Below are 19,525 nucleotides of genomic sequence, written 5' to 3'. Positions count from 1 at the left end.
CTCGTGACGCGCCAGTCTGGACAAGCCCGGAGCGCATGGCCATATAGGATGGCGCGGGCCGCGAAAGCAAATCCCAACCCGCCCCGAATTGAAGGAACCCATGCGCGACCCGTATACCGTGCTCGGGGTGCCGAGGTCCGTTACCGAAAAAGACCTCAAGTCCGCCTACCGCAAGCTCGCCAAGGCGCATCACCCCGACCAGAACCAGGACGACCCGAAGGCCCACGCGAAGTTCGCCGAGGTCTCGTCGGCCTATGACTTCCTGTCCGACAAGGAAAAGCGTGCAAGCTACGACCGCGGCGAAATCGATGCCGACGGCAATCCTCGCTTCGCCGGCTTCAGCCGCGGCCCCGGCGGCGGTGCGCGTCCGGGCGCCGGGACCGGTGCAGGCGGCTTTTCGGCCGAGGATATCCTCAAGGAGTTCATGTCGGGCTTTGGCGGGCAGCAGCGCGGACCGAGCCGCGGCGCCGGCGGCAGCCAGAGCTGGGATCCGTTCACCGGTGCCTCGAGCGGCGGGTTCCAGGGCGGCCGCACCACGGGCATGGGCGGCGAAGACATCAACGCCACCGTGACGGTAACGCTCGAGGAAGCACACACTGCCGGCAGTGTGCCGCTGCGCATGCCGACCGGCAAGGTGCTGAACGTGAAGCTGCCCGAGAAGGTCGAGGAAGGCCAGCAGATCCGGCTCAAGGGCCAGGGTCACCCCTCGCCCTATGGCGGCGCGCCGGGCGATGCGATCGTCACGGTGAAGTTCGAGCGCCACAAGCAGTTCCGTCGCGACGGAGCGGACCTGCGGGTCGATGTGCCGATCACGCTCTACGAGGCGGTGCTGGGTGGCAAGGTCCGCGTTCCCACGCTCGATGGGTCGGCCGAACTGAACCTGCCGGCCTCGGTCAACACTGCCAAAGCGCTGCGGCTGAAGGGCAAAGGCCTGCATGGCGCCGGCGATCTCTACGCCACGCTCCGGGTGGTGCTGCCCGAACAGGGCGACCCCGACCTCGAAAGCCTGATGCGCTTCTGGCGCGACCAGAAGCCCTACAAGGTGCGGGACAACTAGGCTGCGACTGCCGCGACTTCCAGCATGGCGCGCTTGAGGGCGGCGAGGCAGACAGGGTCGATCGCCGTGCCGATGTCGGCATCCATGATGGCGAAGGCCCTGGATACCGGCATGGCGGCACGATAGGGGCGTTCGGCGGTCAGCGCATCGAACACGTCGGCTGTGGTGACGATGCGCGTCTCGAGGTCGATCGAGGCAGCGTCGAGCCCGCGCGGATAGCCCTTGCCGTCGAGCCTCTCATGGTGGGCGCCGGCGACGCGTGCCAGTTCGGCGAACGCGCTGATCCGTCCGAGGATGGTTTCGCCGAGCGCCGGGTGGCGACGGATCGCCTCCCACTCGTCGGCGTCTGGCTTGCCCGGCTTGTCGAGGATCTGGTTCGACACTCCCAGCTTGCCGATATCGTGCAGTAGCGCCGCCCGCTTCAGCCAGCGTCGACGTTCGTCGGAGAAACCAAACTGTTCGGCGATGAGATCGGCGAACAGCGCCACCCGGTCGCTGTGACCACTGGTGTATGGACTCTTGGCATCCACCACCTTGGCGAACGCGGCAGCGATGTCATCGAGATAGTCGTCATCGACTTCGATCGAGCGCTTCTGCGGCTCGAGCGCGATCACCCATTCTTCGAGGTCGGGAGCCGCCAGCGTGGTCCAGAACTGTGGGTCACGGGCGATTTCCAGAAACGCCGCGGCGCAGACCGGATCGAACCAGGCACCGGTCCGGCGTTCCACCTCGCGAAGCGCCGCCTCGGGCCCCGAGCTCATAAAGAACACGTCGACCACCTGCGCCAGCAGCGCGATCCGGGCGAGCGGCGAGATCGCGCCGCCGATCCGCCCGACGGGCTTGCCGTTGCCGTTCCAGTGTTCGTCGAGGTCGAGGATCGCACTGGCCACTGCCTCGGAGAAGCGCATCTGCCGGGCGATCTCGGCGCCACGCGTGCAGCGGGTTTCGATCAACTCACGCGCAATCTCGCCCCCATGCATGGCGATGTGGACGATCGAACGAAAGCGCGCAGCAAGTCCGGCCTTGAGGCCGGTATGGGCGAAGACGAAGCGCAGGATCTCCGGCAGCGCCGAGTCCAGCTGTTTGAAGCCGTGCTTGAAGCTCAGGTCGTCAGCCAGGTAGAGCTGACAGATGCGCGCCGCGTTCGAACTGCAGCCGACGTCCTTGAGCAACAGCGCATAGTAGAGATCGCCGAGCGTCGCCTGGTCGAAGCCGAGCGCCTCGCCCAGTTGCATGCCGATCCAGCAGCAGCGTACGCCATGCCCCACCGGTTGGCCTTCCGTGATGTCGAGCGCGTGGCTCAACGCACTTACCAACTCGGCAAGACCGAGCTGGGTACGGACGGATGTTGGGGCGGGATCGCGGCGCATGGCGACATTCCGCCCAGATAGGCATTAACACTTAGTTGGTATGATAACCTTACTTGCCCAAGGCTCGATCACGATTGCGGCCGTGGCGCCGCGGCCCGTTTCAGCCGATCGTTGATCGCTTCGCCGAGCCCCTTGCGCGGGATCGGCGCCACGGCAATGCGCGTAGCGCCCTCGTCGAGCTGGTGCAGCATGGCGAACAGGTTGCGAGCGGCCTCGCGCAGGTCGCCGCTCAGCGACAGGTTGGCGCCCTGAGGGCCGGGTCCGAAGCCGAGCCAGGCCTCTCCCGCCTCTGCCCGCTCGGCATCGAGGCGCAAGGCGGCGTTGGGCGCATAGTGGCTCGCCAGCATGCCGGGTGCAGCAATTGCCGCATCGTGTTTGGCTACCGTTACCGGCTGGCCGATGGCGGCCTCGATCTCGTCGCGCGGCAGGGCGCCGGCGCGCAGCTGCGTCACCACGTCGCCCTCCACCGCCAGAATGGTCGACTCTACCCCGGCCTCTGAGGCGCCACCGTCAAGTACCGGCACGAGGCCGCCGAATGAGCGCTCGACCTGCGCGGCGGTAGTCGGCGACAGTTTGCCCGAGCGGTTGGCCGAGGGTGCGGCCAGCGGCCGGCCGGCAGCGCGGATCAGCTCGAGCGCCAGCGGATGGTTCGGGATGCGGATGCCGACCGTGTCGAGCCCTGATGTGACCAGGTCGGAGAGCCCGGCGTCCGGGCGCTTCGGCAGCACCAGGGTGAGCGGGCCGGGCCAGAACGCCGCCAGCTTCCGGGCCATCGGGCTGAAGCTGACAAAGCGCTCCGCCATGGCGAGATCGGCGACATGGACGATCAGCGGATTGAAGCGTGGCCGGCCCTTGGTCTCGTAGATTTTCAACACGGCGTCGGAGTTGGTCGCGTCGGCGCCCAGCCCATAGACGGTCTCGGTGGGGAAGGCGACGAGCTCGCCCGCACGCAGTCGCACCGCGAGCTGAGGCAGATCGGAGGGGGAATGAACGGCATTGGCCATGGCGCGAGGTTTGACAAGCTCGCGAGCACAACGTCAAGCTATTGGGGCAGCGACAGTTCCCGAGCCCATGGCCACTCTCCTCGTCTCCCAGCCCAATTTCGAAAGTCACGCCACCCCGACCGGGCACCCCGAACGGCCCGACCGCATCCGGGCGGTGGAGGAGGCACTGAGCGCCGACCGCTTCGCCCGGCTCATCCGTCGCGAGGCGCCCTCCGGCGACCTGAGCCTCGCCGAGCTGGTGCACGACGCCAACTATCTTGGCATCCTGACCCGGGCCCGCCCGGCCGAAGGGATTGGCCAGATCGACGAGGACACGTTTATCTCATCGCGCTCGCTGGAAGCGGCGGCGACCGCGCTCGGCGGCGGGCTCGCGGCGCTCGAGGCGGTGGCGCTGGGCGAGGTGCGCAACGCCTTCTGCGCGGTGCGGCCGCCGGGACATCATGCAGAGATCGACCGGCCAATGGGGTTCTGCCTGATCAACTCGATTGCCGTGGTGGCGCGCGAGGCGCAGCGCAAGTTCGGGGCCGAGCGGGTGGCGATCGTCGATTTCGACGTGCATCACGGCAACGGCACCGAGGATATCTTCAAGGACGACCCGACGGTGTTCTACGCCTCGAGCCACCAGATGCCGCTCTACCCCGGCACCGGCTCGCCGAGCTTCACCGGGGTCGGCAATATCTGCAACGCGGCGCTTGCAGCCGGCAGTGGCGGCGCAGAGATGCGGGCAGCCTATAGTGACCGGATCCTGCCGGAGCTCGAGGCATTCCAGCCGGATTTCCTGCTGGTCTCGGCCGGCTTCGATGCTGACTACCGCGACCCGCTGGCCGGGCTCAACTGGCACCCGGAGGATTTTGCCTGGGTCACCGAGCGGCTCACCGAAGTCGCCGGGCGGGTGTGTGATGGACGGCTGGTTTCGATGCTCGAGGGCGGCTACGACCGGCACGGGCTCGCCACCGGCGCCGCCGCGCATGTTGAAATGTTGATGGCTGCAAGCTAGCAACAGGTCTCATCGAAGGAACTGACATGGCCGATTCCCCCGCTCCCGCCGACGACATCAAGCTGATGAGCTTCGAGGCGGCTTTGCGCGAGCTCGAGGGCATTGTCGGCAAGCTCGAGAGCGGCCAGGCGCCGCTGGCCGAGTCGATCGCCATCTATGAACGCGGCGAGGCGCTGAAGGCGCATTGCGAGGCGCTGCTGAAGCAGGCCGAGATGCGGATCGAAAAGATCACACTGCGCAACGGCCAGCCCACCGGCACCGAGCCGCTCGACCCGCAATAAGCTTTCACGCCTCGGTGAGTGCGCGACAATGACGCGCGCCACACTGTATCAGCGGGCGCTATAAGGCGCCTACACAGCTGGGCAGGACATAATGGCCGACACAACCTCACCGGCGCTGGCGCGCTTCCGCATCATCCTCTGGACGCTGGTAATCGTGGCCGCGCTCGGCGCCACGGCGCTGTTCATCTTCCGCCCGCCTTCGGCGCCGTTGGGGGTGACCGGCAAGCCCTTCAGCATGGGCTCGACGCTGGGCGGCGAGTTTACCCAGGCGAGCCTCAAAGGCACCCCGAGCCTCGTCTTCTTCGGCTACACCAACTGCCCGGACGTCTGCCCGACCACGCTGGCGGAATCGGTGACCTGGAGGGAGCAGCTCGGCCTCACTCCCGAGCAGTTGCGCACCATCTTCGTGACGGTCGATCCCAAGCGCGACACCAAGGACGTGCTGGCCAACTACCTGAGCCCGTTCCCCGGCACGATCGGCCTCGTCGGCACGGACGAGCAGACCAGCGCGGTGAAGGCCTCGTTCGGGGCGGCCTCGGAGACGACCGAACCCGGCGCCGATGGCTTTTACCTCGTCAACCACACGGCCTCGGTGTTCCTGATCAACAAGGACGGCAATTTCGAAGGCACCATCGCCTATGGTGAGCCGACCGAGAATGCCGTCGCCAAGATCAAGAAGCTCATCGCCTCGTGAGCGACCGCATCCGGCTCGACCAGGCGCTGGAGGCACGTGGCCTCCTCCCCAGCCGGGCCCGGGCGCGTGATGCAATCCTGCGTGGTACGGTGAAGGTCAATGGCGCCACGGCCAGCAAGCCCAACCAGCAGGTCGGACCGGACGACGATATCGCCCTCGACGACCCGGCCGCTGGCTATGTCTCGCGCGCCGCACTGAAGCTGGTGGCCGGCCTCGAGGCGGGCGCCATCGATCCTGCCGGGCGGGCCTGCCTCGATCTCGGTGCGTCGACCGGCGGCTTCACCCAGGTGCTGCTGGAGCGCGGCGCCAGGCGGGTCTACGCCGTCGATGTCGGTCACGAGCAGTTGCACGAGCGGATCAGGGCCGAGCCCAGGGTAGTCTCGCTCGAGGGGGTCAACGGTCGCGATCTCGACGCCGAACTGATCGCCGATCCGATCACGCTGCTGGTGTGTGACATCAGCTTCGTCTCGGTGCTGAAAGTGCTGGAGGTGCCGCTATCGCTGTGCGCCCCGCATGCCGAGGCGGTTATCCTCATCAAGCCGCAGTTCGAGGTGGGCCGCGACAATGTCGGCAAGGGCGGCATCGTTACTGACGAGGTCGCAATCGCCGGCTCGATCGCCAGGGTGGTGGCGTTCCTCGGCGCGCGCGGCTGGACGCACCTCGTTTCCGTCGCTTCGCCGATTGCCGGCGGCGACGGCAACCACGAGACGGTAGCGGTGTTCCGGCTCAGCCGCGCTTGAACGCGGCGTCGAACCAGCGACGGAACGGATAGGTCAGCTGTCCGCGTATGCCGCGCCCCATGTCAGCTTCGAGGCCAAGCGGCACATTGCAGGGGCCGGGCAGCGAGAAGGTGCCAAAGGCCCGGTCGATCGCCGAGAACACCGTGGCAAAATTGGTGCCCGCGTACTTGTATTCCTTGGCGTGGTGCCAGCGATGCATCGCCGGGGAGACAAAGATCTTGCCGAGCGGACCATAGGTCCAGGGCAGATCGGCATGGATGAAATAGCCATAGTAGTGCCGCACCAACCCGTTGGCGACGGCCGCCCAGGCCGGAAACCCCAGCGCCAGGAGTAAGGTCGAGTCGATGAGCGTGGTGGTCAGCCGATTTATCGGATGAAAGCGCAACAGCGTGGACCAGCTCATTTCGGTGTCGCTGTGGTGCACCGCATGGCTCGGCCAAAGCAGGTTGGTGTGCTCGAGGCGATGGCGCCAGTAGCCGATGAAGTCGCCGGCAAACACCACAATGAACAGCGTCGGATATGGGCCCAGTGCTGCCCAGAACGCCGACGGCACGAGGATCAACCCGGCACTTTGCATCGCCACATAGACCGCTCCGGTGACCAGGCTGAGGATCGGCAGCATCATCAGCGTGTCGAACAGATAGAGCCCCAGGTTGATGCGAACCTCGCTGGCGGCGCGGCGAAACGCGGCCAGGGCCTCACCCTTCTTCACCAGTATTGCCAGGATGGCGAAGAACAGCGCCGGCACGATCAGCGCCACGGCGCCGTCCCACAGCGCCGAACCGCCGCGGCCGATCACATCGCCAAGCCAATCCATCGGCCCCCTCCAATGCCAGGTCCGGGCACTCTAGCTCGCGGGTGCTTGTCGATCTGTTAACCGTTCCGGAGAGGGCGTTGCGGCTAGGAGGCGTGCTGGCCGAAGAGCTTAGCCATGAAGTGCGTGTGCGGTGCCGGCCGCGCCTTGAAGCGGTGGCCGCGCACCTCGCGATCCAGCACCTTGATGCCGCGGCGCGGATCGCGCTCGAACACCAGCCTGGTGTGCGGCGAGATGCCGACCCGCAACTCGGCCCCCCGGTCCAACCGACGCCGATCGGGACCGAAATAGTCCTTGGTCTCGATGTAAAGCTGCTCGCCATGGAGCTGACCGGCCAATCGTTCGGCCAGGTCGTCGCGCCGTGCCGGCAGGCTGATGACGTCGTCGAAGCCGAAGCGGACGTAACGCACAACTGTTTCGGCGGTCCAGTCAGCGGTAAACAGGATGACCGGCGAGAAACAAAGCCGTGAGGTCCGCTCCTCGCGGATGGCGGCAATGGTGTCGACCAATTCCTCGTCACGCATGCGATAATCGAGGAAGAAGTAAGTGATCGCCGCACCGGGACGACCAGTGGCCGCGGTGCTGCCGAGGCCGCATACCACGTCGCCGAATCCCAGGTGATGCGCTGCGGTTTCCAGCGCCAGACTATCGCGGAGATTGGCGGCCATGACGTAAGCGCGGCAGGAATCGAACATGGGACGACCCTCAGCTGTCTCAGTGCGACCGCTTAGTCGTCTCGCGCTTACCCTTAGAAATACACCAGCGAGAGCAATGACTTACGGCCGACGCCCACAGCAAGCGCCTTGCCGCCGCAACGGTCAATGCGCACTAGCGCGTGGTCCGCGGCGACAATTTTCTCGATTCTAAGCGTCACCCCGCGGGTGTGTGCCAGCGAGCCCCGACGGGCCAGGGATTGTCGCGCGATCGAACTCGTTCGCTGGCTGCCCCATACTCGATGTCAGCCCCCCGCGAAAACGGGGACCTCGGTTGTCTGGGCCTGCCGCGAACTCAGTCTACGGAGGTTCCCGCTTTCGCGGGACTGACCCGGTGGGTGCGCTCACCTTGGGTGTCCGAGGGCCGCGCAAGCGGTCCAGGCGGGCTCAGTAGCCGATGCCGCCCTCGCGCCCGGTCTGGCCGCGATGACGCAAGAAGTGGTCGGCCAGGACCACCGCCATCATCGCCTCACCGATCGGCACGGCGCGAATGCCGACGCAAGGGTCGTGCCGGCCCTTGGTGATGACCTCGGTGTTCTCGTTATGCGTGGTCACGGTCTGGCGCGGGGTGATGATCGAGGAGGTCGGCTTCACCGCAAAGCGGCAGACGATCGGATCACCGTTGGAGATGCCGCCCAGGATGCCGCCGGCCTTGTTCGAGGTGAAATACGGCCCGGCATTGCCCGCCCGCATTTCGTCGGCGTTCTCGGTGCCGGTGAGTTCGGCTGCTTCGAAGCCGGCGCCGATTTCGACGGCCTTGACGGCATTGATCGACATCATCGCCGAGGCGAGGTCGGCGCTGAGCTTGCCATAGATCGGGGCGCCCCAGCCGGGCGGCACACCCTCGGCCACCACCTCGACCACCGCACCGACCGAGTTGCCGGCCTTGCGGATACCATCGAGGTAGGCTTCCCACTCTTTGGCGGCCACCGGATCGGCGCAGAAGAACGGGTTGTTGTCCACCTCGGCCCAGTCGAAGCGCGCGTAATCGATCTTGTGCGGGCCAATCTGGACGAGGCTGGCGCGAACCGTGACATTGGGGATCACCAGCCGAGCCACCGCGCCGGCAGCGACGCGCGCGGCGGTTTCGCGGGCCGAAGCGCGGCCAGAGCCCTTGTAGTCGCGGATGCCGTATTTCTGGTGATAGGTGAAATCGGCGTGCCCGGGACGGTACTTGTCCTTGATCTCGGAATAGTCTTTCGAGCGCTGGTCGGTGTTCTCGATCATGAGCGAGATCGGCGTGCCGGTGGTCTTCAGCTGTCCGTCGCGCTCGTCTTCGAAGGCACCGGAGAGGATGCGCACCTCATCGTCCTCGCGCCGCTGCGTGGTGAAGCGCGACTGGCCGGGCTTGCGGCGATCGAGATCGCGCTGGATCGCCTCGGCCGAGATCGGCAGCCCAGGCGGGCAGCCATCCACCACCACCCCCAGCGCCGGCCCGTGGCTTTCGCCCCAGGTGGTGAAACGGAACAGGTGACCGAAGGTATTGAACGACATTGGAAGTCCTCAGCGTGGGAGGACTTCTAGGAAGCTGCCCGATGAAGGTCAATCGGCGGTTCGCTGCAGCCGCTCAACGGATATCGAGCGTCTTGCTGAGGACAACGCTGCGATAGTTGGTGTGCTGCCACTGCGCATGCTCGATGAACCGGTAGCCGAGCCGGGTGTACCACTCGACGAGATGCAGAGCCGGCTCAGCCGTGTCGAGCGCCAGTTCGCGGGCGCCGGAAGCCGCGGCATGCGCTTCGACATGCGCGATCAGGCGGCGGCCGAGGCCATTGCTCTGCAGGCCCGGTTCGACCGCGAACTGGGCGAACGAAGCGACTTCCGGACGATCGTACCAGGGGCTGCCCTTGGTGGCGGCGGCGGCGCGGAACACGATGGTGCCGCAAATCACCCCATCGGCGACGGCGACGAAGCATTCGCCTTCGGCGATCCGCTTCTCGGTCGCCTCGGCACTCTGGTGCGTCGCCCAGAAGCGCAGGCCCATGCCCGCCAATCGCGCGTAAGCGCGGTGCAGCAGTTCGGTCAGCTCAGCCGCCGAATCGGTCCGCTGCCACGGGCGGATCGAGATCTCGTTCACACCCACCCTCACGACGACTTCAGGTAGGGTCGCATCGCCCGCGCCATGTCGCCGGCCATCTCGAGACGCCGAATCCATTGCAGCGGATCGTGGTCGTAGCTGTCGGCTGCAGCGCCGTACTCATCGATGGTGCGGTACTTGAGGCCATGCGCTTGGGCATAACCGACGCGACGACCCAACTGCTCGGCCAATAGCGGCCACTCGACATCGTTGGCGATGCTGTCGACGCGGCTATGGGCGACGATGTCGCGGGCCGTCGCTCTATCGATGCGACGCACGGCAAACAGCAGGTCGGCGGCGCGACCGGTCAGCAGCTCATAGGCGCGATTGACCGGGGCCTCGGTGTCGCGCAGCCGCCGTGGCACTGCCGCCATCGCCTCGGCAGTGCGGCCGATGATGAGGAGTTGCGCCTCCGGCTCCGACGACAGCACGGCCAGCATCTCGGCGGGGTCGGCATCGATCCAGCGCAGTACGTGGTCCATGTCGGAATAGAGCACCCGCGCCGCATCGCCTTCGAGCGCCAGCGCCACCGCGTTGCGCCGTGCGAGGCCAATGATTGCCTCGCCGGTAGGATGCCTGGAGACGCGGGCGCCGAGCGCCTCTGTCAGCGCGGTGGCGACCTGCGGATCAGTCGCCTCCGTCAGGCTGGCCGCAAACTCCGAGAACATTCGCCGCAGCGCCGGTGCGGCATCGCGGATCGGCTCGGCCAGCCGGCCTTCGGTATCGTGGATGATGGTGGCGAGGGCCGTCGACATCCGCCGCCTCTCAATCGTCCCAGCTGTGACCGGCCGGATAGACGACGCTCTTGCCGTCGATGAAGTGCACCACCGAATCCTGCGGCGGAAACCAGTTAACCGCACGCTCGGCCGGAAAATCCTCGATCAGGCGGCGGAGAATCCTGAGGATGCCGCCATGCGCGACGACGATCGCCGGCCCCTTGAGCGTGTCGGCGGCAAAGCTCCGGATGCGCTGCGCCACATCCTCATAGCTCTCGCCCGAGGGCGGGCGGAAATCCCAGAAACTGGCATCGCGCTCGCCGGCAATCGCCATCTCGCCGGAACTGAGCTCGGTATGAAGCCGGCCCTCGTAGATTCCGAACGACACCTCGACCAGCCGCTGATCGTAGGCCACATCCGGTAGCGGCACACTGAAGCCCGCGCGCACCCGGTCCATGGTTTCGCGCGTGCGGCCGAGCGGCGAGGCGTGCCAGGTGAAATCGGCCGGGCTGCGACCTGCCCGATCGAGAATCTGCACCAAGAGCTTGCCGTTGAGATCGGCCTGGCCGCGACCGATATCGTTGAGCGGGATGTCCTTGGAGCCCTGATAGCGTCCTTCGGCGTTCCAGTCGGTTTCGCCGTGGCGAATGAAGTAGAGTTCAGGCCAGATAATAGACATCAGAACGCTCGGAAACAGTTGGGGCCGCCTTGCGGCAGCCCCGGGATTGATCAGGCAGTGGCTTCGGCTTCATCGTCGACATGCATGCCGATGATGTTGAAGCCGCAATCGACATACTGCACCTGGCCGGTGACGCCGGAGGCAAGATCGCTGAGCAGGTACAGCGCGGCCGAGCCGACTTCTTCCTGGGTGACGTTGCGCTTCAGCGGCGCCGCCTTCTCCTGGAAATGCAGCATGGTCCGCAGCCCCGAAATGCCGGAGGCCGCCAGCGTCTTGATGGCGCCGGCCGAGATGGCGTTGACGCGAATGTTCTGCGGGCCGAGGTCATGCGCCAGATAGCGGACCGACGCTTCGAGGGCCGCCTTGGCGACGCCCATGACGTTGTAGTTCGGCACGTATTTTTCGGCGCCGTAGTAGGTCAGCGTCAGCAGCGAGCCGCCGGGGTTCAGCATGGCTTCGGCGCGCTTGGCGACGGCGGTGAACGAGTAGACCGAGATGTTCATGGTCAGCGCGAAGTTCTCAGCGCTGGTGTTGATATAGCGGCCCTCGAGCTCTTCCTTGTTGGAAAAGCCGATGGCGTGGACGAGGAAATCCATCGTCCCCCACTTGTCCTTGAGCACGCGGAAGGTCTCGTCCATCGCGGCGTCGTTCGACACGTCGCATTCGACGAGCGTGGTGACGCCGATCTCGGCGGCCAGCGGCTCGACGCGCTTCTTCAGTGCTTCGCCCTGGTAGGAGAAAGCGATTTCTGCTCCCTGGTCGGCGAGGGCCTTGGCGATGCCCCAGGCGATCGAGCGGTTGTTCGCCACGCCCATGATCAGGCCCTTCTTGCCGGCCATCAGACCCTGCGCCATCGTCGTGCTCCCAGATGGAATGTCTCGTTGGCGCCGCTTGTCGCATAGCGACCGGTAGCGGGCAAGTTCGCCCTTGCGCCAACCCTGTCCGGGATTATCTTCCCCCGCCATGACCACGCTCACGCCCAAAGACATCGTCCGCGCCCTGAAGCCGCTGGTCGGCGAAGGCGGCGCGCTGCTCACCGATATCCGGGAGATGACGAGCTATCTCAGCGAGCCGCGCAAGCGCTTCCATGCGCCGGCGGTAGCGGTGGCGCTGCCGGGGAGCGTCGCGGCGCTGCAGGCGATCTGCCGCTGGGCCAACCAGCATCGGGTGCCGCTGATTCCGCAGAGCGGCAATACCGGCCTCGTCGGCGGCCAGGTGCCGCTCAGCGGCAACGAGGTGATCGTCAACCTTTCCCGCATCAACCGGGTGCGGGAGGTGAATGCCGCGGCCGGGCACATGACGGTGGAAGCCGGGCTGATCCTCGAAGAAGCGCATAAGGTGGCGGAAGCCGCCGGGGCGATTTTCCCGCTCTGGCTGGCGTCGCAGGGCTCGGCCCGGATCGGTGGCGTGCTCAGCTCCAACGCCGGCGGGGTGCAGGTGCTGGCCTATGGCAATGCGCGCGAGTTGACGCTGGGAGTCGAGGCGGTGCTGGCCGATGGCCGGCTCTATAACGGCCTCAATGCGCTGAAGAAGGACAATACCGGCTACGACCTCAAGGACCTGCTGGTCGGGGCCGAGGGCACCCTGGGGTTCATCACCGCGGCGACGCTGAAGCTGTTTCCGGTCCCCGAGGCGCAGGAGACGGCGCTGATCAACGTCGCCGACCCCGGCGTGGCGCTCGAACTGTTCTACCTGCTGCGCGAGCGCGCCGGCTCGCGGCTCACGGCGTTCGAGCTGATGAACCGGTTCGGCATCGACCTGCAGCTCGAATATGGGCTGTTGCCGCGCGACCCCACCGCAAGTCTGTCGCCCTGGTATGTGCTCGCCGAAGTCAACCGGATGAAGGGCGGCGCGCCCGGGGCGCTGCAGGCAGCACTCGAGGACGTGCTGGCCAGCGGTCTCGTCGCCGATGCCGTGGTGGCCGAATCGGAGGCCGATCGCACCCTGATGTGGGCGGCGCGCGAGCAGATGAGCGAGGTGCAATCGAAGGAAGGCGCCTCGATCAAGCACGATGTTTCGGTGCCGATCGGCGCGGTGCCGCAGCTGATCGCCGAGGGCAGCGCCGCGGTCGAGCGGGCCATCCCCGGCGTCAGGCCCTGCCCGTTCGGGCACATGGGCGACGGCAATATCCATTTCAACTTCAGCCAGCCCGCCGGCGCCGATCCCAAGTCGTTCATGGCGCGCGAGGCCGACGCCAATGCGGCGGTCTACGAGGTGGTGCGCCGGCTCGGCGGGTCGGTATCGGCCGAGCACGGCATCGGCCAACTGAAGGCTGGGCTGCTGCGGCAGGTGAAGGACCCGGTGGCGCTCGAGATGATGCAGGCGATCAAGGCGGCGCTCGACCCCAACGGCATTCTCAACCCAGGTAAGGTGCTTTAGAGCGTTGCTCTGCAGGTTCCCCGAACTCGGTGTCATCCCCGCGAAAGCGGGGACCTCCGTTTGCGATCGTGCGGCAGGCAAGAAAAACAGAGGTTCCCGCTTTCGCGGGAATGACCCGGTGCGTGGGGCACTACCCCTGACCTTGCGCGCGCTCCCGGAGGTGACATCGCGGATGGTGCAGTTCGTCCGTGAAACCCTCGGTCACCCCGAGGTACCCTGTTGACGGGTCGACCTGGTCGTCCCATCTCACGGCCATGCTGCTCGATATCGGATTTCTCGACGACGCCACCCGGCCCGCGCCGATCAGGCTCGAAGGCCTGACCGAGGCGCAACGCGCGCCCGGACTGCACCTCAAGGAGGTGCACGATCACCTGCGCGACAACATGAAGACCCTGGCGGTACTGATCGATCGTGCTGCCTCGGGTGAGATCGGCGCCAAGGCCGCGACCGACGAGGCCGCGAGCCTCGCCATGGTCGCCAACTACCGGCGCTTCGGCAACCTCTGCGGCCAGCACTGCAACATCGTCAATGTCCATCATTCGATCGAAGACGAGGCGATATTCCCTGCAATCGCCGCGCAGGGCGCCGTCTTCAAGGCAATCGCCGACCGGTTGCGCGCCGAGCACGTGGTGGTGCACGAGCTGCTGGTGCGGCTGATCGATAGGCTTGGCGAACTCGCCGCCGACCCGGGTCCGAGCCGCTTCGCCGACACGCTCGAAATCTATCGGGCGCTCGAGCGGGTGCTGCTCAGCCATCTCGGCTACGAGGAAGAGGCGATCGGCGACGCACTGGGCTATTTCGAGCTGTTCTAGAACAGGTCGAGCTGCCCGCCACCGCCGGCGGCGACTTTCTTCGGCTTTGCGACCGCTGCGGCTTCGGCTTCCGCCTGTTCGGGGCTGATCGGGCGGATCAGCTCCGGCCCATCGGCGTCGGCCCGGCCGACCGCCTTGCTCACCGGGTGGTATTTCAGCGAGCCCGGCGGCAGCGGCAAGGCCAGCTGGGTTGCTGCCTTGACGTCGAAATCGCGGGTGTTGAGCCACATGTCGACGGCATCGCCGGTGAGCATGGCCGGCATCCGGTCATGGACCGAGCTGATCCCAAGATTGGGCTCTACCGTGACGATGCAAGCGGTATCCACCTCCTCGCCCTGCGGCCCCGACCAGTTCGAGTAGAGCCCGGCAAAGATCATCGGCGAGTCGTCAGCCATGGTGATGTAGTAGGGCTGGCGCTTGCCATCCGGCCCCTTCATCCACTCGTAGTAACCCGAGGCCGGCACGATGCAGCGCGAATGGCGCACCGCGTCGCGGAACGAGGGCTTTTCCGCCATGGTCTCGGCCCGGGCGTTGATCAGGAGCGAGAACTCGCGCGGATCCTTCACCCAGTTCGGCACGAACCCCCAGCGCACCAGCTGGATGGTACGGCGCCCCGACTGCTCCCAGACCACCGCGATCGGCTGGGTCGGGGTGATGTTGTAGCGTGGCGGAAACTCGATCTGGTTGAGCAGGTTGAACAGCTCGACCAGCATTTCCGGCGGCAGGGTGGTGGCGTAGCGTCCGCACATAGTCGAGGCCTCTCTTCACCCCCTAGTTAGGCACTTGCCGCGGCGAGGACAAACCACAATCATCGGTTTATGCCCGAACTCAGACAGCCTCCCAATGCCGCCAGCGTCGCCCTGATCGATCGCGACAAGGTGCTGTTGATCCAGCGCGCCAGGAAGCCATATTTCGGCATGTGGAGCCTGCCGGGCGGGCGGCTCGAGCCGGGCGAAACACCCGAGCAGACGGCCGAGCGCGAGATCATGGAAGAGGTGGGCCTCCGGGTCTGGCGGCTGCACCCGATCCGACGGATGTTGCTCGGCGAGGGCAAGTTCGTATTGCAGGTCTATGCCACCGAAGCGTTCGAGGGCGAGATCGGCGCTTCGGACGAAGTCAGCGCCTGGCGCTGGGTGCGGCTCGACGAGATCGGCGGCATGTACACCACGCCGGACCTCGGCGAGGTGGTGGCGGGCGCCTTCCGGGTCTTCGATCGCAGTTGAGGCATTTGGGCGTTTCACATAAAGGTCAAGCCATGCGCCTTCGCCCGCTTCGCATTGCTGTCGTTGTCCTGTTGCTGGCGGTGGCTCCGGCACGCGCCATCGATCCGCCCTACCAGGCCGAAATGGAGCGGCTATCCGAGATCCTCGGGAGCCTGTATTTCCTCAATCCGCTGTGCAAACCCGACGCCCGCTCCGACTGGCGCAGCGAGATGGCCGACCTGATCGCGCTCGATGAACCCGACGACGACCGCCGGCAGCGGCTCAGCGGCGCATTCAACTCCGGCTACGAGGCCTATGCGCGGCTCTACCGGGTGTGCACGGTGTCGGCCGAGCAGGCGATGTCACGGCTGCTGGTCGAAGCGGAAAAAACCGCCCGCGACATCCACTCGCGCTACGCCGAGTAGGCCTGCGACAGGCTTTGTCCTTGCCGGTTAACAATAATTGCAGAGTGCATATTAACCTTTTGGAGACGGATGGGGCGCGCCATCGGTCGGCTCGTGCTAGGGCCGATAGCATGAAACTTTCCAAGACCCTCAAGGGTGACAACGGCAGCATCGAGCGACTCGCCGAGGCGGAGCGCGAAGAGCGCCAGGTGGCGCTCGAGTATATTGCCGAGGCCTGGAACACGGCCGAGGATGACGGCATCGCCACTGAGGCGCTGGCGCATGCCTCGCTGTTCGCGGCGATCACCTCGCTGGTCGAACACCATGGAGAGACGGCGATCGCCGAACTGATCGCCACCCTGCCCGACCGCATCCAGGCCGGCGAATACAGCCTCAGCCGCTCACTGCAGTAGCGTTCGCACGCCCTCTGACTACGGTCCCGTTGGCCACCGTACGGTGCAGCGCCGGGACTCGAGCGACGCTCCGCGCGTTCATCAAACTCGATGTCATCCCAGCGAAAGCTGGGACCCATTCATCCACGTGCGCTGTGGCGAGTTGGGTCCCTGCTTTCGCAGGGATGACACGCGGTGAGTGAGGCTCGACCTGTGGCTCCGCGCGGAGAAGACGACGGTAGGAGTGTCCCCTAAAGCGCTTCCAGAAACCGCATCGGCTGGCCAACGCTTGGCGTCACCAGCTCGCCCTGCCACATCACGGTGTTACCGCGTACGATCGTTCCCACCGGCCAGCCGGTGACGGTCACGCCATCATAGGGCGTCCAGCCGGCGCGGCTCTTCACCCAGGCGTTGGTGATGGTCTCGCGCCGCTTCATATCCACCACCGTCAGGTCGGCGTCGTAGCCCACGGCAATGCGGCCCTTGTTGGCGATGCCGAACAGCCGGTTCGGCCCGTGGCTCGACATATCGACGAAGCGCTCGAGGCTCATCCGCCCGGCATTGATGTGGTCGAGCATGATCGGCACCAGCGTCTGCACCCCGGTCATGCCGGAATGCGACTGCGGGTAGGGATGATCCTTTTCCTCGCGCGTGTGCGGGGCGTGATCGGAGCCGAGCACGTCGGCGACGCCGTTCTGAACCCCGGCCCAGATGCCCTCGCGATGCGCCTTGTCGCGCACCGGCGGGTTCATCTGCGCATAGGTGCCGAGCCGGGTGTAGGCCGTCTCGTCGAGCGTCAGGTGGTGCGGCGTCACTTCGACGCTCGCCACGTCCTTGTGCGCGGCCAGAAACACCATCTCCTCGGCGGTCGAAATGTGGAGGATGTGGACGCGCTTGCCGGTCTTTCGCGCCAGGGCCACCAGCCGCCGGGTCGAAAGCATCGCCGCTTCGGGGTCGCGCCACACCGGGTGCGAGCCGGGATCACCCGGGACGCGCAAGGGTTTACGCTCCTCGAGCCGATATTCGTCCTCGGAGTGGAAGGCAGCGCGGCGGGAGATGGCGCTGAGGATCGCCTCGACGCCATCGTCGTCCGGCACCAGCAGCGAGCCGGTAGAGGAGCCCATGAACACCTTCACCCCGGCGCAACCGGGCAGGCGCTCGAGCTCGGGCAGTTGCCCCACGTTGTCGTGCGTGCCGCCGATATAGAAAGCGAAATCGCAATGCATGCGGCGGGTGCCGAGGCGGATCTTTTCCTCGAAGGTCTCGCGCGTCGTGGTCAGCGGGTTGGTGTTTGGCATCTCGAACACCCCGGTGACGCCCCCCATCACCGCCGAGAGCGAGCCTGACTCCAGATCTTCCTTGTGGGTCAGCCCCGGCTCGCGGAAATGCACCTGGGTGTCGATGACGCCGGGCAGGACATGGAGGCCGGCACAGTCGACGATCTCGCCTGCCGACGCCGTGCCGAGGTTGCCGAGCGCGACGATCCGTCCGTCGTTCACTGCAATGTCGGTCTGGTGCACACCATCGTGGTTCACCACCGTGCCGTTCTTGAAGATCGTCTCGTACTGCGCCATGTCTCAAGTCCGCCTGCCGTTTCGGCGGGTGTAGCGGAACCATCCCATGCCCACAATCCTCCGTCCGTCCCGTGCTGCCTTCCGATTCTCCGGACCTGAGGCGCAGAAACTGTTGTTCGACGTGGTTACCGGACGATTGCTGGCGGCGCCCGGCCCGGCGGTGTGGTGGGCGCTGCTGTCTCCGCAGGGCAAGGTGCAGGCTGAAGGGTTGAGCGGCTGGGCCGAGGACGCCTTCTGGCTCGATGTCGACGCCACGGTGGCTGACGCCTTCTTGAAGAAGATGAAGCTCTATCGGCTGCGCGCCCAGGTGCAGATCGACGACCTCAGAGACACCCATTCGGTCGGTTGGAGCTTTGACGGCTGGACCGAAGGGATCGTCCATGCCGATCCGCGCGGCCTCGGCGAACGGGTGATCGCCGAGAATACCGCGACCGCCGGCTGGCTGCCGCCCGACGACAGCTTTGCGGCCCATCGGATCAGCGCCGGCATCCCCGAGGAGGGGCCGGATTTCGGCATCGACCAGAATTTCGCCCATGATATCGGGCTCGACCTGCTCGACGGCATCGACTTCGTCAAAGGCTGCTATATCGGCCAGGAAGTGGTGAGCCGGATGAAACATCGCGGCACGGCCCGTCGTCGCCCGGTGATCGTTTCGGGTATCGATGCGCCGGCCGGCACGCCGGTGGTAGCGGGGGGACGCGACGCGGGTCCGATCGGCGAGGTGGTGGACGGGCGGGCCGTCGCCATCCTCAGGCTCGACCGCATCACCGATCCGGCCGCCGTCACGGTCGACGGCAAGCCGGTGACGGTGACACTGCCGCCTTATGCTACCTACCAATTCGGCGACGCCACCACGGACGACTAACTCGCGAATCAGCGCCGTTCCCACTACGTTCCTCGGCTTCGGAACAGAGGGGTCGATGATGGCGCGTGGCAAGGAGCGGGCGTGGCAGCGCATGTTGTCGGGCAGGCGGCTCGATATCCTCGATCCGTCCCCGCTCGACGTCGAGCTGAGCGATATCGCGCACGGCCTCGCCCGCGTCGCGCGCTGGAACGGCCAGACCATCGGCGACTACCCGTTCTCGGTGGCGCAGCATTCGGTGCTGGTGCTCGAACTCTACCGCGCGCTGAACCGCGACGCCGAGCCGCGCGCCCTGCTCTATGCGGTACTGCACGATGCGCCCGAGTACGTGATGGGCGACATCATTTCGCCCTTCAAGGCGGCGATGGGCGGCAACTACAAGGAAGTGGAAAACCGGCTGCTGGGCGCGGTGCATCTGCGCTTCTCGCTGCCGGCAACGCCACCTGCAGCGCTGCAGAAGCAGATCAAGCGCGCCGACCGCGAGGCGGCCTTTCTCGAGGCGACACACCTTGCCGGGTTCGAGGCGGAGGAGGCCCGGCGGTATTTCGGCGAGCCGAGCTTCCCGGTGTTCGAATTCGAGCCGTTCGAAAGGCTGATCCGGCCCTGGCCGACCCGCGAGGCCTATGATCGCTTCGTCGAGGTGGTCGAGAAATTGGCGGCCGCGCTGCCCTAAGTGCCGGTCCGGCAAAGCCCTGGTTAAATTTACCTTAATCGCTGTTCCATTTTGACACGCCTTTCGGCGCCATGGTTGATGGTTG

General features: G+C 66.1%; 23 protein-coding genes. 12 read left to right on the top strand and 11 right to left on the bottom strand.

Translation table 11 applies throughout. The annotated features are described in order from the left end of the window. Positions 1 to 100: 100 nt before the first annotated feature. Positions 101 to 1,057 (top strand): J domain-containing protein, encoded by a 957-nt coding sequence (locus VGV07_RS06425; protein ID WP_326867861.1) that lies wholly within the window; start codon positions 101 to 103, stop codon positions 1,055 to 1,057. Here the strand turns inward: VGV07_RS06425 and VGV07_RS06420 are convergent. Together VGV07_RS06420 and VGV07_RS06415 are read right to left on the bottom strand one after the other, a co-directional pair. Then, positions 1,054 to 2,427, bottom strand: coding sequence for an HD-GYP domain-containing protein (locus tag VGV07_RS06420; protein ID WP_326867860.1), 1,374 nt, complete (start codon positions 2,425 to 2,427; stop codon positions 1,054 to 1,056). The genes VGV07_RS06425 and VGV07_RS06420 overlap by 4 nt on opposite strands. Before the next feature lie 68 nt (positions 2,428 to 2,495). Continuing rightward, positions 2,496 to 3,431: an L-threonylcarbamoyladenylate synthase gene (locus VGV07_RS06415; RefSeq protein WP_326867859.1), complete on the bottom strand. Its 936-nt coding sequence runs from the start codon at positions 3,429 to 3,431 to the stop codon at positions 2,496 to 2,498. Positions 3,432 to 3,498: 67 nt separating this feature from the next. On the opposite strand from VGV07_RS06415, the gene VGV07_RS06410 reads away from it, so the two are divergent. From VGV07_RS06410 to VGV07_RS06395, 4 genes are all read left to right on the top strand, one after another. Next, a complete protein-coding gene (locus VGV07_RS06410) occupies positions 3,499 to 4,428 on the top strand; it encodes a histone deacetylase family protein (protein WP_326867858.1) in 930 nt (309 codons plus the stop codon). A 26-nt stretch (positions 4,429 to 4,454) separates the two neighbouring features. Then, entirely contained in the window at positions 4,455 to 4,709 is a 255-nt protein-coding gene (locus tag VGV07_RS06405; RefSeq protein WP_291309933.1) for an exodeoxyribonuclease VII small subunit, read from the top strand. Positions 4,710 to 4,800: 91 nt separating this feature from the next. Next, complete coding sequence (locus VGV07_RS06400) at positions 4,801 to 5,403, top strand: SCO family protein (protein ID WP_326867857.1); 603 nt, start codon at positions 4,801 to 4,803, stop codon at positions 5,401 to 5,403. Continuing rightward, positions 5,400 to 6,143 (top strand): TlyA family RNA methyltransferase, encoded by a 744-nt coding sequence (locus VGV07_RS06395; protein ID WP_326867856.1) that lies wholly within the window; start codon positions 5,400 to 5,402, stop codon positions 6,141 to 6,143. The genes VGV07_RS06400 and VGV07_RS06395 overlap by 4 nt, the downstream gene beginning before the upstream one ends. Here VGV07_RS06395 and VGV07_RS06390 read toward each other — a convergent pair. The 7 genes from VGV07_RS06390 to VGV07_RS06360 all read right to left on the bottom strand — a co-directional run bounded on the left by VGV07_RS06390 (position 6,130) and on the right by VGV07_RS06360 (position 11,996). After that, complete coding sequence (locus VGV07_RS06390) at positions 6,130 to 6,960, bottom strand: sterol desaturase family protein (protein ID WP_326867855.1); 831 nt, start codon at positions 6,958 to 6,960, stop codon at positions 6,130 to 6,132. The two genes, VGV07_RS06395 and VGV07_RS06390, sit on opposite strands and share 14 nt — an antisense overlap. An 83-nt stretch (positions 6,961 to 7,043) precedes the next feature. Next, complete coding sequence (locus tag VGV07_RS06385; protein ID WP_326867854.1) at positions 7,044 to 7,652, bottom strand: hypothetical protein; 609 nt, start codon at positions 7,650 to 7,652, stop codon at positions 7,044 to 7,046. A 405-nt stretch (positions 7,653 to 8,057) separates the two neighbouring features. Further along, positions 8,058 to 9,164, bottom strand: a complete 1,107-nt coding sequence (aroC, locus tag VGV07_RS06380) for a chorismate synthase (RefSeq protein ID WP_326867853.1) — start codon at positions 9,162 to 9,164, stop codon at positions 8,058 to 8,060. Positions 9,165 to 9,237: 73 nt separating this feature from the next. Then, positions 9,238 to 9,747, bottom strand: coding sequence for a GNAT family N-acetyltransferase (locus VGV07_RS06375; RefSeq protein WP_326867852.1), 510 nt, complete (start codon positions 9,745 to 9,747; stop codon positions 9,238 to 9,240). Between the two features lie 8 nt (positions 9,748 to 9,755). Beyond that, positions 9,756 to 10,502 carry a hypothetical protein gene (locus VGV07_RS06370; protein ID WP_326867851.1) on the bottom strand — a complete coding sequence of 249 codons (747 nt, stop codon included), beginning with the start codon at positions 10,500 to 10,502 and terminating at the stop codon, positions 9,756 to 9,758. Positions 10,503 to 10,512: 10 nt separating this feature from the next. Continuing rightward, complete coding sequence (locus VGV07_RS06365; protein WP_326867850.1) at positions 10,513 to 11,142, bottom strand: histidine phosphatase family protein; 630 nt, start codon at positions 11,140 to 11,142, stop codon at positions 10,513 to 10,515. Between the two features lie 50 nt (positions 11,143 to 11,192). Next, positions 11,193 to 11,996, bottom strand: a complete 804-nt coding sequence (locus VGV07_RS06360; protein WP_326867849.1) for an enoyl-ACP reductase FabI — start codon at positions 11,994 to 11,996, stop codon at positions 11,193 to 11,195. A gap of 109 nt (positions 11,997 to 12,105) precedes the next feature. Between VGV07_RS06360 and VGV07_RS06355 the strand changes: the two genes are divergently transcribed. Together VGV07_RS06355 and VGV07_RS06350 are read left to right on the top strand one after the other, a co-directional pair. Further along, a complete protein-coding gene (locus VGV07_RS06355) occupies positions 12,106 to 13,521 on the top strand; it encodes an FAD-binding oxidoreductase (protein WP_326867848.1) in 1,416 nt (471 codons plus the stop codon). 254 nt (positions 13,522 to 13,775) lie between these two features. After that, positions 13,776 to 14,333, top strand: a complete 558-nt coding sequence (locus VGV07_RS06350; protein WP_326867847.1) for a hemerythrin domain-containing protein — start codon at positions 13,776 to 13,778, stop codon at positions 14,331 to 14,333. Here the strand turns inward: VGV07_RS06350 and VGV07_RS06345 are convergent. Continuing rightward, the gene (locus tag VGV07_RS06345; protein WP_326867846.1) at positions 14,330 to 15,082 is read right to left on the bottom strand and encodes an SOS response-associated peptidase; all 753 of its coding nucleotides are present in this window, start codon (positions 15,080 to 15,082) and stop codon (positions 14,330 to 14,332) included. The genes VGV07_RS06350 and VGV07_RS06345 overlap by 4 nt on opposite strands. Positions 15,083 to 15,151: 69 nt before the next feature. Here VGV07_RS06345 and VGV07_RS06340 point away from each other — a divergent pair, with 69 nt between their 5' ends. The 3 genes from VGV07_RS06340 to VGV07_RS06330 all read left to right on the top strand — a co-directional run bounded on the left by VGV07_RS06340 (position 15,152) and on the right by VGV07_RS06330 (position 16,352). Then, positions 15,152 to 15,556, top strand: coding sequence for an NUDIX domain-containing protein (locus VGV07_RS06340; protein ID WP_326867845.1), 405 nt, complete (start codon positions 15,152 to 15,154; stop codon positions 15,554 to 15,556). 32 nt (positions 15,557 to 15,588) lie between these two features. Then, on the top strand, positions 15,589 to 15,960 hold the full coding sequence (locus VGV07_RS06335) for a TIGR02301 family protein (protein WP_326867844.1): 372 nt from the start codon (positions 15,589 to 15,591) through the stop codon (positions 15,958 to 15,960). A gap of 110 nt (positions 15,961 to 16,070) precedes the next feature. Beyond that, on the top strand, positions 16,071 to 16,352 hold the full coding sequence (locus tag VGV07_RS06330) for a hypothetical protein (RefSeq protein ID WP_291309962.1): 282 nt from the start codon (positions 16,071 to 16,073) through the stop codon (positions 16,350 to 16,352). A 230-nt stretch (positions 16,353 to 16,582) separates the two neighbouring features. On the opposite strand, the gene VGV07_RS06325 is transcribed toward VGV07_RS06330, so the two are convergent. After that, entirely contained in the window at positions 16,583 to 17,905 is a 1,323-nt protein-coding gene (locus VGV07_RS06325; protein ID WP_326867843.1) for a dihydroorotase, read from the bottom strand. A 46-nt stretch (positions 17,906 to 17,951) separates the two neighbouring features. Here VGV07_RS06325 and VGV07_RS06320 point away from each other — a divergent pair, with 46 nt between their 5' ends. Both VGV07_RS06320 and VGV07_RS06315 read left to right on the top strand, forming a co-directional pair. After that, on the top strand, positions 17,952 to 18,770 hold the full coding sequence (locus VGV07_RS06320) for a folate-binding protein (RefSeq protein ID WP_326867842.1): 819 nt from the start codon (positions 17,952 to 17,954) through the stop codon (positions 18,768 to 18,770). A gap of 58 nt (positions 18,771 to 18,828) precedes the next feature. Continuing rightward, positions 18,829 to 19,440, top strand: coding sequence for a hydrolase (locus tag VGV07_RS06315; RefSeq protein ID WP_414649916.1), 612 nt, complete (start codon positions 18,829 to 18,831; stop codon positions 19,438 to 19,440). The last annotated feature ends 85 nt before the right edge of the window (positions 19,441 to 19,525 follow it).

Source organism: Devosia sp. (genome assembly GCF_035944845.1).
GTDB lineage: Bacteria > Pseudomonadota > Alphaproteobacteria > Rhizobiales > Devosiaceae > Devosia_A.
This window is presented reverse-complemented; position numbering and strand designations above follow the sequence as displayed.